Annotated in this window: 10 protein-coding genes; all 10 read left to right on the top strand. The window is 39.6% G+C overall.

The genetic code is table 11. The features are described 5' to 3' along the window. Positions 1–30 precede the first annotated feature (30 nt). The 10 genes from BM390_RS00660 (at position 31) to BM390_RS00705 (ending at position 12945) form a co-directional block, all read left to right on the top strand. A complete protein-coding gene (locus BM390_RS00660; RefSeq protein WP_089852703.1) occupies positions 31–2733 on the top strand; it encodes an alpha-mannosidase in 2703 nt (900 codons plus the stop codon). After that, positions 2730–4031 (top strand): glycoside hydrolase family 125 protein, encoded by a 1302-nt coding sequence (locus tag BM390_RS00665; RefSeq protein ID WP_062320204.1) that lies wholly within the window; start codon positions 2730–2732, stop codon positions 4029–4031. Before BM390_RS00660 ends, BM390_RS00665 begins: the two co-directional genes overlap by 4 nt. Before the next feature lie 75 nt (positions 4032–4106). Further along, positions 4107–4976, top strand: a complete 870-nt coding sequence (locus BM390_RS00670) for a sugar phosphate isomerase/epimerase family protein (protein ID WP_062320206.1) — start codon at positions 4107–4109, stop codon at positions 4974–4976. 10 nt (positions 4977–4986) lie between these two features. Beyond that, on the top strand, positions 4987–5820 hold the full coding sequence (locus tag BM390_RS00675; protein WP_089852705.1) for a hypothetical protein: 834 nt from the start codon (positions 4987–4989) through the stop codon (positions 5818–5820). Then, the gene (locus tag BM390_RS00680) at positions 5817–6800 is read left to right on the top strand and encodes a Gfo/Idh/MocA family protein (protein WP_246806732.1); all 984 of its coding nucleotides are present in this window, start codon (positions 5817–5819) and stop codon (positions 6798–6800) included. The genes BM390_RS00675 and BM390_RS00680 overlap by 4 nt, the downstream gene beginning before the upstream one ends. Positions 6801–6810: 10 nt before the next feature. Next, a complete protein-coding gene (locus tag BM390_RS00685) occupies positions 6811–7686 on the top strand; it encodes a sugar phosphate isomerase/epimerase family protein (protein ID WP_062320213.1) in 876 nt (291 codons plus the stop codon). Then, on the top strand, positions 7679–8740 hold the full coding sequence (locus BM390_RS00690) for a Gfo/Idh/MocA family protein (RefSeq protein ID WP_089852706.1): 1062 nt from the start codon (positions 7679–7681) through the stop codon (positions 8738–8740). The genes BM390_RS00685 and BM390_RS00690 overlap by 8 nt, the downstream gene beginning before the upstream one ends. 12 nt (positions 8741–8752) lie before the next feature. Further along, positions 8753–10054, top strand: coding sequence for an alpha-L-fucosidase (locus BM390_RS00695; protein ID WP_062320215.1), 1302 nt, complete (start codon positions 8753–8755; stop codon positions 10052–10054). A 38-nt stretch (positions 10055–10092) separates the two neighbouring features. Next, the gene (locus BM390_RS00700; protein ID WP_062320216.1) at positions 10093–10713 is read left to right on the top strand and encodes a YesL family protein; all 621 of its coding nucleotides are present in this window, start codon (positions 10093–10095) and stop codon (positions 10711–10713) included. 39 nt (positions 10714–10752) lie between these two features. Then, a complete protein-coding gene (locus BM390_RS00705; RefSeq protein ID WP_177220588.1) occupies positions 10753–12945 on the top strand; it encodes a helix-turn-helix domain-containing protein in 2193 nt (730 codons plus the stop codon). Positions 12946–12958: the final 13 nt, after the last annotated feature.

Raw genomic sequence — 12958 nt, forward strand, 5'->3', positions numbered from 1 at the left:
ACTTATACATACAAAAGTGGAGGGAATCTCATGAATAAAAAGAAAACGGTACATATCATTTCTCATACCCACTGGGACCGGGAATGGTATTTACCTTATGAACAGCATCACTACTTATTAATTGAAGTGATGGACCAACTATTAGATACATTAGAAGCAGATCCGAACTTTAAAAGTTTCCATTTAGATGGTCAAACCATTATTTTAGATGACTATTTACAAGTTAGACCAGAAAGACGTGACCAAATTAAGAAGTTAATTGAAGCTGGAAGAATCGAAGTAGGTCCTTGGTATATTCTACAAGATGAATTTTTAACTAGCAGTGAAGCGAATGTGCGTAACTTACAATACGGGATGCGTGATGCTAAAAAATGGGGAGGGCTCAGCAAAATTGGTTATTTCCCTGACTCATTTGGGAATATCGGTCAAGCTCCGCAAATCTTGCAACAAGCTGATATTAAAGCAGCCGCCTTTGGTCGAGGGGTGAAACCAACCGGTTTTAACAATGCGGTCATTGACGCAAGTGCTTATGAATCACCGTATTCTGAGATGAAGTGGCAGTCACCAGATGGAACAGAAGTCACCGGGATTTTATTTGCTAACTGGTATTGTAATGGAAATGAAATTCCAACCGATGAACAAAAAGCAAAAGCATACTGGGATGAACACTTGGAGAATCTCGAAACATTCGCATCAACGACACACTTGTTAATGCTCAATGGTTGTGATCATCAACCGATTCAAACGGATTTATCGACCGCTATTGATTTGGCTAATCGTCTCTATCCTGATTACACCTTTGTACATTCTACATTTAATGATTATATCGCGGCTATTACCGAAGAATCAGCAAGTCAAGATTTAAAAGTTGTTGAAGGCGAATTACGCTCACAACACACAGATGGCTGGGGCACGCTTGTGAATACGGCCTCTTCTCGGGTGTACTTAAAACAAATGAACCAAAAAGTTCAAACGTTGTTAGAGAAAGTAGCCGAGCCATTAGCCACTTTTCGTTACTTCATAGACCAGACATATGATCATGACATGTTTGCATATGCCTGGAAAACCCTCATGCAAAACCATCCGCACGACAGTATTTGTGGTTGCAGCGTAGATGAAGTGCATGATGAAATGGTGACGCGCTTTAACAAGAGTGAACATTTCACCGAAATGTTAATCGATCGTACGTTAGATCAGTTGGTTAAACACATTGATACATCAACTTTTAATGCGTCAGATGTTCATCCTTTTGTTGTTTTTAATACGTTAGCTGATAATCGAACGGATCAAGTCAGTGTAACTTTAGATTTAAAACGGGCCTATTATCGAGATGGCGTCAATAAAGACGTATTAAGACAGATTGATGTTGATGGCTTTGTCATCGTAGATGAGAATAAAACGATGTATCCAGTTGAAGTTGATGACCATGGACTCGTGTTTGATTATGACTTACCAGAAGATAAATTTAGACAGCCATATATGGCGCGTCGTGTGACTGTAACATTCAATGCAGAATCTTTACCGGCACTAGGTTATCAAGTCTTTGCACTTGTGAAAGGTGACGTTGACGTAGCAACACTCGTGACGAAAGAAAATCAGATGGAAAATGATTATCTAGCTGTTGAGATTATGCAGAATGGGTCACTGAGTATAACAGATAAGCGCACAAACCAACATTATCAAGGTTTAAATATCTATGAAGATACAGGTGATATCGGTAATGAGTATATGTATAAACAATCAAGTGATCATCTTGTCAGAACGACAGAGGAAGAAACCGCAACAATTGAACTCATTGAGAATTCTGCGGTTAAAGCAACATATAAAATCACCCATGAATGGCTCTTACCAGAATCAGCCCAAGAGACATTAATAAAAGAACAACAAGAACTCGTCTGGTTCACAAACCGCAAGTCAGAACGGTCACTCAAAGAACAACCGCTTAAAATTGAAACGTACGTGACGCTTACGCATTCAGCGACGTATGTTGATGTAAAAACAACGATAGCAAATAACATTAAAGATCACCGCTTGCGCGCGTTATTCAAGTCAAATATCGAAACAGATCACCATTATGCAGAAAGTGTATTTGAAGCAGCTAAGCGTCAAAATACACCAAATCGTGAGTGGACGAATCCAGATTATTCACAACACCAACAAAGTTACGTGGATGTTTGTAATCAGGACCGGGGATTATGTATCGCCAACAAAGGCTTAAATGAATATGAAATCCTTGCGTCAGATACAACGATGGCCGTCACACTGTTACGTTCCGTTGGTGAACTTGGGGATTGGGGATACTTCCCTACACCACAAGCACAATGTCTCGGTGAACAGACGGTTGAATACCGGATTATTCCGCATGGTGGTGAGAGAGAGCGTTTTGAGGCTTATCAATTAGCACAAACGTTCCAGGCGCCGCTTATTAGTAAAGCATTACCTGTTCAAACAGGCACGTATCCTTCTACCTACAGCTTTATTGAGCTAGAAAAGCCGGCAGCACTAAGTTATTCAAACGTAAAAGTAGCTGAGGCATCTAACGACGTCATGGTACGCCTTGTTAACTTGGATGAAGAGGCTCACGCATGTGCGATAGAACAAAGAAATAACAGAACGTACTATCAAAGTGATGTGATTGAACGTAAACATCAACCATTAAAGAATGATAAAGTGACGATGGATGCTTACGAAATAGTTACGATTGGTATTCATTCGGATAAGGAGAATAAATGATGACAACAGACTTACCAAAAGTCATGCTCGATTTAATTGAAGAAGTCAAAGACCATTTTCACGCGACGCCAAAAATCGGGCGTATGTTTGAGAAGGCATTTAAAAACACTTATGAAACGACGATTCAAAGAAACGGTGATCACACATTTGTGATCACCGGAGATATTCCTGCCATGTGGTTAAGAGATTCTGCTGCACAAGTAAGACCTTATTTGATACTTGCTGAAAAAGATCAAGACTTTCAAGCGTTGATTCGTGGGGTGATTAATCAACAAATTACCTTTATTAATCACGACCCTTATGCGAACGCCTTTAACAAGGAGCCAAACGGTGCGCGCTACCATGATGATGAAACGTTTATGACAGATTGGATGTGGGAGCGCAAATACGAAATAGATTCCTTGTGTTACCCGGTTCAACTTGCATATCTGTACTGGAAATCAACCCATCAAACAGATGTGTTTACGGCTGACTTTAAACAAGCGCTTGAAACGATGATCGCCACGTGGCGTCTTGAACAAAACCACGAGCAATCTGACTACACCTTTATTAGAACAGGTTGTCCTGCTCAAGATACCCTTTCCCATGATGGAAAAGGTGCGCCAGTAAAAGAAACGGGCATGACATGGAGCGGTTTTCGTCCGAGTGATGATGCTTGTCAGTATGGTTATCTCATTCCTTCAAATATGTTTGCGGTCGTCGTTCTCGGTTATGTTGCTGAACTAGCAGAAGACATATTTGATGATCAAGTATTAAAGCAAGCCGCTCAAAGTTTAAAACAAGAAATTGAGGCAGGTATTCAGCAGTATGGCGTTGTTAACCATCCTGAGTATGGAGAGATATATGCTTATGAAACAGACGGCTTCGGACATCACGTCTTAATGGATGATGCGAATGTGCCAAGCTTACTATCTGCGCCTTATTTAGGTTATCTCACCAGTGACGATCCTATTTATCAAAACACACGTCGATTCTTATTAAGCAAACACAATCCATATTACTATGAAGGTGATGTAGCCAAAGGCATAGGGAGTCCCCATACGCCGTCAGAGTATATTTGGCATATCGCTCTTGCGATTGAAGGCATGACAACAACCGATTCCGCAGAACGAGAACGTCTGTTAAATTATTTCATGACAACAGATGCTGACACAGAACTGATGCACGAAGGGTTCCATGTTGATGACCCAGAGCAATTTACACGACCATGGTTCTCATGGGCCAACATGATGTTTAGTGAATACGTCTTAACTGAAATGGGCGTTTACGTGAAAGGCAGTCCATTAGAAAAAAAGTAACAGCAGTCTGAATGAGATATATAGGATTTTTATGAGCGTGATCCATACAGGATAAAACTGAAAGGATGAATCAATATGAAGTATGGTTTAAGCAGCTATAGTTTATTAGATGCGATTAATAATGACGAGATGGACATTTTAGATGTTGTTACATGGGTGAGTGAACAAGGCTTCGATCACTTAGAGCTAGTCCCTTATGGTTACACGTTAGTCGATAATTACGCCTTGGCTGACAAACTAGTCGACAGAGCTAAATCACTAGGTTTAGAGCTATCTAACTACGCCTTACCAGCAAACTTTATCCATGAAACAGAAGCGGACTTTCTCGAAGAAGTCGAACGGCTAAAAAGTCATGTTGATCTTCTTAATCATATGGGGATTAAGCATATGCGTCACGATGTTACCTTGTTCACCTTGCCACCTGAGTGCCGTACGATTAGTTATTTAGAAAAGCATTTAGATCAAATTGTCAGAGGGAGTCAACTGTTAGCTGATTACGCGGCGCAATTTGGTATTACGACAACGATTGAAAATCACGGGATGGCGGTACAGCATAGTGACCGTGTCCTTCGTGTCGTTGAGAAAGTCAACCGCGACAACTTTAACGTCACCTTAGATGTCGGGAATTTTCTTTGTGTCGATGAAGATCCACTTGTCGGTATTAAAAAACTATTGCCGCATGCATCGCTGATTCATTTTAAAGATTTTTACCGAAAACCTTATTACGCCCCACCATTAAATGGGAAGTGGTTTGATACAGCTAGTGGCAATTATATTCGCGGTGCTATTTTAGGTCAAGGTGACCTTCATTTAGTCGAAACAGCGAAGTTAATTAAAGCGAGCGGTTACGATGGATACCTTACCTTAGAGTTTGAGGGTATGGAAGAGTGCCGGATGGCAAGTCAATTAGGTTTAGAATACTTAAAACATTTATTTGAAGAGTAGGGGGGATTATATGACAGCGATTAGACTAATCGGTGAGCATCATCAGGCATTTGTTGAACAGTTTAAACAACTGAATGCTTCGCGTCATACACATAACGAACCAGACGATAACATTGTCTATCTAGCCCACAATACCGTAACAGTTGATGAAATAAAAGCACTCCTAGATAAAGACGCGGGACTTGTGTTACCGATCTCTGCGATTCAGTCAGTGACCTATTATCAACAAGTCAAACAGTTCGTTGATCAAATTAATGCCGAGGTGAAGTGGGTCAATACCTGTGCGAGTCATCCACATTTTCATGCGATGGCCGAGCAACTTGAAGCCGTTGATTTCACTGATAAAGCTATTAATCGTATCACTGTATATAAGAATCAAGCAGATAAAACACAAACCTTAGCGCAACAACTGCTTGGTTTATACATGTGGTTAGAGTCAACGATGTCTCCTGTGACGTCTATTATGGCGGTTGAACGAGAGAAGGCTACACATAGAGTGCTTGTGCTTTCGATTCAACATGAGGCAGGTACTATGACGAATGTACAACTGGTCTACACGGATGACACTGAACATGTTGCTATTGAAGTAACAGGCGCTAACGGTATGCTGGTACAACAAAGTGACAGTGAACAAGGGGCCGTCGTGTTATCAAAAGGTAACAGAGCGGTGTTAGATAGTGTGTTTAGTAAGAAAGAAGTACAAAATGTGTGGCAGGCGATACATCAAGGCGTTGATGAAAAAAGCCAAGAAAAACGAATAGAAAAGGGCTTAGGCCTTGTTGAAGCAACGGAACAATCACTTGAGAGTAAACGACCCGTAAGTGTGAAGGGAGTGAGTCAATGATGAACATAGCGATACTAAGTTTTGCCCATATGCATGCTGAAAGCTATGCGCAAGCCTTATTAGCACAAGAAAATGTAACTTTATCCGGTATTTGGGATGATGACGTAGCGCGTGGTAAGGATGCGGCTCATCGTTACGGCACAACCTTTTATGCTGATTTAACCGCCTTGCTTCAGACAGATATAGACGCCGTCATTGTTTGTAGTGAAAATTACCGCCATAAAGCGTTAGTAATTGAAGCTGCTAAGCATCACAAACATATTTTATGTGAAAAGCCGATTGCAACGGAAGTAGAGGATGCAAAGGCAATGATCAAAGCGTGTGAAGCACATCAAGTGACGTTACAAATTGCGTATCCTGTTCGCTTTATCCCAGCCATTGAAGCAGCCGTTAGCTATATTAAAGCAGGTGGCATAGGAGACGTCATCGCGATTAATGCTGCCAATCACGGTCAGCTACCTGGTGGTTGGTTTATCGACAAAGAAAAAGCAGGTGGTGGGGCAGCGACTGATCACATTGTACACATCATGGATGTTGTTCGCTGGATGTTAGACGATGAGGTAAGTGGTGTCTATGCTAGGTTAGCGACGTTATTCCATAATATTGACGTGGAAGATTCAGGACAAGTGGTAATTGAGATGGAAAAAGGCACGCTTTTAAATCTAGATCCAAGTTGGTCTCGTCCGCGCACGTTTCCGATGTGGGGAGACGTATTAATGGAAGTCATTGGGACAGAAGGTACACTGAAAATTGATGGTTTTAAAGATACGACGACCTTTTATGATGACCAAGCGAAACAAGTGACAGCACTCTCATGGGGAATCGATATGGATGAAAGGCTCGTTCAAGACTTTGTTTCCTGTATTAATGAAGGTAGAAAACCATTTATTACGGGAGAAGACGGTCTGAGAACACTTAAAGTTGTAAAAGCAGCCTACCAATCGAATGAGACGAATCAATTTGTAAAAGTGACGCGATAGGAGGGTTATGATGAAACTTGGTATTAGCTCATATAGTTTACAGCAGGAAATGAATCAAGGAAGCATGTCCATGTTGGATGTGATGGATTGGGTTAAACAGCAAGGCGCAAGTCATGTTGAGATTGTGCCACTACATGTTGATTTGTTAGACACACCGTCACTCGTTCATGATATAAAAGAACAGGCAAAAGCCTTGAACTTAGCCTTATCAAATTATGCAATTGGTTCTAACTTACTACAACAAGGTGACGATTTAAGAAAAGAACTCGATCGAATTAAAGCGCACGTTGATATTGCTCATGCGCTCGGTGTTAAAAATATGCGCTTTGATGTGGGTTTCTTATCAAAAGAAGAATCAACCATCATTCGGTTTAATAAAGAATTACCTAAGATTGTGTCAGCATGTCAAGAAATTGCTGACTATGCGAAAAGATATCCTTTAACCGTTACAATCGAGAATCATGGTTACTTTGTTCAGCATAGTGATCGGATTATCACGATTTTAAATCAAGTGAATCGCGATAATTTTAAATTGACTTTAGATGTCGGAAACTTCTTATGTGCAGATGAATCACCCTTACTTGCAGTGAAAAAATGTTTACCTTACGCTTCGATGATCCACTTAAAAGATTTTTACTATCGTGAAACCGGTGTGGCGCTCGGGGAAGGTTTTTTTGAAACAATAAACAACAATCAGTTACGGGGCGCCGTGACAGGACATGGTGATATTCCGTTACGAACCATAATAGGTGAAATTGTCGCCTCCGATTATGATGGTGATGTTTCCATTGAATTTGAAGGCATTGAACCGTGTTTAATGGCGACTCAAACAGCTTTAAAACTTATGACAACATATCAACAATTAGAGGAGCGATCTTGTGAGTAAATTACGTGTAGGTATTATTGGGGCAGGTTCTATTTCTGATATGCATTTTCAGTCATATCACAATCATCCTGAGGTTGAATTGATGGCCGTATGTGACTTAAAAAAAGAACGAGCAGAAGCAAAAGCAGAGCAGTATAACATTGAGCATGTGTATACGGATTACAAAGCATTATTGGCATCAGAAACGATCGATGCGGTTAGTATTTGTACATGGAATAATTCACATGCTGATATTGCCATTGCAGCTTTAACAAATGATAAACATGTGTTAGTTGAAAAGCCATTAACGAAAACAGTTGAAGAAGCGATACGTGTTCAACAAGCAGCCGAACAATCAACGAAAACCTTACAAGTGGGGTTCGTTAGAAGGTTTGCAACAAATACAACCGTGCTTAAGCGGTTCATTGATGCAGGAGATTTAGGGCCGTTATATTACGCTAAAGCTTCGTCATTACGCGTCTTAGGTAACCCAGGTGGTTGGTTCAGTGATATCGAACGCTCAGGAGGTGGCCCGCTCATTGATATTGGTGTTCATATAATCGATATGTGTTGGTATCTCATGGGCAAGCCTAAAGTACACTCTGTTACTGGCAGTATGTATAAAGCGCTTGGCAACCGTTCAAATATCGAATATAAATCATTTTACCAGGCGGCTGATTATGACCCAGAGAAGAATACGGTAGAAGATTTAGCAACGGCGATGATTAAGTTTGATAATGGTGCCACACTTGCCGTTGATGCAAGCTTTACACTTCACGGCAAAGAAGATAAAACAGAAGTGCATCTGTTTGGTGAAAAAGGTGGGGCTACCATTGAACCATCACTAAGTCTCTATACAGAAAAGCATGATGTCTTAACAGAAATCATACCAAAGATCGATGCACCAACGTTTGATTTTAACGAAAGCTTTCAAAATGAAATCAATCACTTTGTCGCATGTGCCAGTGGCCAACAGTCAACGATTGCGCCGGTTGAAGACGGGGTAGAAGTGATGAAGATCTTGGCGGCTATTTACGAGTCCAGTCAGACAGGAAAAGAGATTCGATTTGATTAAGGAGGCGTTGACGTGAGACACCCATCTTATAGCAACTGGCCAGATGAGTATCATGATCCAAGCTGGTTTACGCATGATCGCTGGGGTCTGTTTATCCATTTCGGCTTATTCTCATTAGCAGCAAGACACGAATGGCTCATGACAACAGAACAAATCACACCTGAGGTTTACCAACAATATTTTGATCACTTTAATCCAGATAAATTAGCCATCTCGACATGGCTAGATGAAGCAGTTCAAGCGGGGATGAAATATGTTGTATTAACGACAAAACACCATGAAGGGTTCGCTTTATGGGATAGTGATTTAACCGATTACAAAGTAACTAACACCCCGTTTAAACAAGATATTGTGCGCATCTATGTTGATGAAGCACGTAAACGCGGATTAAAAGTCGGTTTTTATCATTCATTAATTGATTGGCATCATCCCGATTTTACTTTGGATGGTCTGCATCCATTGCGTAATCAAAAAGAAGCACGTGAGTTGATGGATAAACGAGATATGACCGTCTATCGAACCTATTTAAAAGGACAAATTACCGAGCTGTTAACACGCTACGGGAAAATTGATTACATGTGGTATGACTTTTCTTATCCTCACCGAGATTGGGGCTGGTCGAAAGGCAAGGGAGAAAAAGATTGGGATGGCTATGGTATTGAAACATTAACACGTCAATTACAGCCACACATTCTTATAAATGACCGCTTAGATATTAAGCGAGGGATTCGAACGCCGGAACAATATCAACCTGAGCAACCAATTATCGAGAACGGGAAACCGGTGCTTTGGGAAGCGTGTCAAACGTTAAATGAGAGCTGGGGCTATGACAGGTATAATAGTAACTGGAAGAGTGTTGATCAGATTTTAAAAATGCTGATTGATACAGTGAGTAAGGGCGGCAATCTATTACTGAATATTGGTCCAAACGCTAGGGGGCTAATAGATCAACCATCACAAGCTCGCTTAGATGGTGTGAAAGAGTGGATGAGGTATCATGAAAGGTCAATTATTGGCTGTGGTCCGAGTCAATTTTCAGATCCGTTAGATTGTCGATTGACGCAGAAAGATGATAGATTATACGTTCACGTTTTTTCTTGGCCATTTCGACATATTCATATGAAAGGCATAAAAGAACATGTGCGGTATGCGCAGTTTTTACATGACGGATCCGAAGTGTTTTTCGAGACATTTGATCCGAATCAAGTGATCACTAGCACAGAAACAACAATTGGCCCAGATGATATTGTACTCGACTTGCCAGTTGTTCAGCCTAAAGTAACCGTACCGGTTATTGAAATTTTCTTAAAGTGAGCTATACTAGATGAATGTGTGAGAGGGGATGTACGACAATGAATGGTTTTATGCAAAAGTTTTATGAGGTAGGCTCATGGTTAAGTAAGGTGATGATGATTCATTTTATTTGGTTAGGTCTGACTATTTTAGGTGCAGGTGTGTTAGGAATATTTCCAGCTACATTTGCGGCTGCAAGTACGGTTTACCAAATGATTCGAGGAGAAGATAAAAAAATACACTTAAACATGTGGCAAGAATATAAACGTCGATTTCTTAAAGCGAATATTTTAGGATATGGTTGGGTGCTCATTGGCTTTATCCTATTTGTTGATTTTAGGATCTCTGAAGTTTTCATTCAGTGGCCGTTCATTCACTTCTTTTTAATCTTAATTAGTTCAATCGCGCTTGCGAGCTTTTTGATATTTATTACCGTCTTTTCTAGATATGAATTAACACCGCTTCAGTATTTTAAGCAGTCCCTTTTTATCGCCCTTGTTCAACCGATGGAAACCATTGCTGTTTTAATTAGTGCGGTATTAATGTTTTATCTATTTATGTTTCTACCTGTTTTAACCGCTTTCTTTGGTGTCGCGCTTGTGCTTTATCCTGTCCTTTGGTTCGGACATCGTGCGTGTGCTTCAATTGAGAGTAAAAAGTTAAAGGCAAGTCTTAGTTAATGTGAGAATTCAGGAATAATGAGTCGAGGAGAGAGTATTATGTTCACTATCTTTAAACAAAAAATATTTTATCGTTATTTACTATCGTATTTCGTCGCATTCATTATTCCCTTTCTACTATTAGGAACCTTTGTCTATGTGAACTTTATTGCTGATTTGCAAGAAGAATTAGAACAAGCAAGCTTTAATAACTTACAACAAGTGAGTGAATCTATAGGAGACAGAAAGCGAGAGTTTACCAATATTGCCACACGCATTTCAACAGACACTCGCCTTACTAGTTATCAACTCAATCATCCTTACTATAGCTATGAAGCTATTAAGGAACTCGGTAAATATCGGTCTAATAGCATTTTATTTGACGAGATCGCCCTCGTCTACCATGAGAATCCGGATGTAATATTTACGAGTCGAGGCTACCACACCTTAGAAAATTTTATTGCGCGTTATGACATGACTAATCTAACAGTTGAAGAACTATCGATGTTAATGAAAGAAGAGACACCTAAAGCTAAAATTGTTCATACAGGTGAGGGGCGAGATTATCTAGCTATTATTCAACCGATTATGCCAAATAGTCTATTCCCACATGGTAGTGTGACTTACATGATTGAAAAGAAACACTTTGTCTCAACGATGAGCACCGCCTTATCTGATTTAGTTGGCCATACGTATATTTTAGATAGCGAACAACAAGTCTTAGCAGAGTATATGAATGATGATGACTTCGCAACTGACATGTTAGATTTTGATGATATCTTAGAAAAAGCAAATAATGACGAAACCATTACCATTGAAGGAAAGGATTACACGTTAAACTTAGTCGAAGGTGATGACGGATGGTCCTATATTAGTATTCTTCAGGAAGGTCAATTATTTGGTTTGTTTAAAGGCACATTAACAAGCTACGTGTTAATGCTATTGGTTGTGTTTTTTGTAGGGGTTATCATTACGTATGTACTTAGTAAATACCAATACAAGCCGATAGATTTATTAGTAAAACAAGTGAAGACGACTCAAAAGCAAAGCAATCAAGAAGTCAATGAGTTAAGACAAGTCATGCATGCTTTTGAACAGTTGAATCATGATAAAGCAACCCTGTCAAAAACGTTATATAAACACCGACCTTTTGCGCAGCAACAATTTTGGATGCATCTATTAAAGGGAGAGTATCCTACAAAAGAAGCGATGTCTGACATGGCTTCATCACTTCAGTTAGAGTTAAATAAAGCGTATTATTTTGTCGTGATTTTACATTCAGATAGTGAAGGAATCAAAACATTTAAACAACAAGTTGAAGATCACTTAAACTATAAAAACATGCAAGGTTATGCTGTTGATTTATTAAAAATGAATGATAAAGCATTGATTGTAGGAATGGATCAAAAAAATAAAGAAGAACAATCAGCTTATATTCAGCGTATTAAGAAGTTGATGAAAGTTGAACCGACCGTCGTTTCAGGTACGATTGTTGAAAGTGTCTACCAAGTGCATACGTCTTATTTAGAAGCGATGGTAGCCTATAGCTATATGAGTTATTATACGGCTGGTAGCACGATTTTCTTTGACGACATTACAACATCGACAGAAGAAAGTTTAGGTTATTTAAAAGAAGAACAGTTAAAGCTACTACAAGCTATAAAGCAAGGACAACCGACGATTGCTAAGGATACATTGGCAATCATCTTTAAGAATTTAAGAGAACGAGAGCGCTCGTTGAATGCATTAAAGGCCGTATGTTTTGATGTGATTAATTCTGTTGTAAGAACATTGTCTGAGCTCGGCGTACCTCTAGAAGAGTCTACATTTAATCAGCTCGTTGATTTTGTGACACTTGATCAGTTAGAGCATCATTTGGCACAGTTGATTTCGTCTACTTGTGAAGTTGTACAAGAGCGAATGGCTAATGATAATAATCGGATGGTACAAGAGATTATTCAATATATTCAAATACATTATAAAGATTATGATTTATCACTAGAAAGTATTGCTGAAAAATATCATATTTCGGCTTCTTATGCCTCTAAGTTGATTAAAGAACATTACGGGCTAAGTTTTAAACAATATGTTCAAGACTTACGTATGGCGTATGTGAAAGAACAGTTAACGATGACGACAAAGCCAATTAAGGCTATCGTTCATGACGTCGGCTACAAAGATGTCGCCAACTTTACACGTAAGTTTAAAAAAGAAGTCGGTGTCACACCTGGACAATATCGAAAGTCAAATTAAGGAGGTTTTAATT

It is taken from the genome of Halolactibacillus miurensis (genome assembly GCF_900116255.1).
In the GTDB taxonomy this organism is placed as follows: Bacteria; Bacillota; Bacilli; order Bacillales; family Amphibacillaceae; genus Halolactibacillus; species Halolactibacillus miurensis.

Bases quoted from the DNA above. Each gene is read 5' to 3' on its own strand.
- BM390_RS00660 (WP_089852703.1), top strand. From the start codon at position 31: ATGAATAAAAAGAAAACGGTACATATCATTTCTCATACCCACTGGGAC.
- BM390_RS00665 (WP_062320204.1), top strand. From the start codon at position 2,730: ATGATGACAACAGACTTACCAAAAGTCATGCTCGATTTAATTGAAGAA.
- BM390_RS00670 (WP_062320206.1), top strand. From the start codon at position 4,107: ATGAAGTATGGTTTAAGCAGCTATAGTTTATTAGATGCGATTAATAAT.
- BM390_RS00675 (WP_089852705.1), top strand. From the start codon at position 4,987: ATGACAGCGATTAGACTAATCGGTGAGCATCATCAGGCATTTGTTGAA.
- BM390_RS00680 (WP_246806732.1), top strand. From the start codon at position 5,817: ATGATGAACATAGCGATACTAAGTTTTGCCCATATGCATGCTGAAAGC.
- BM390_RS00685 (WP_062320213.1), top strand. From the start codon at position 6,811: ATGAAACTTGGTATTAGCTCATATAGTTTACAGCAGGAAATGAATCAA.
- BM390_RS00700 (WP_062320216.1), top strand. From the start codon at position 10,093: ATGAATGGTTTTATGCAAAAGTTTTATGAGGTAGGCTCATGGTTAAGT.
- BM390_RS00705 (WP_177220588.1), top strand. From the start codon at position 10,753: ATGTTCACTATCTTTAAACAAAAAATATTTTATCGTTATTTACTATCG.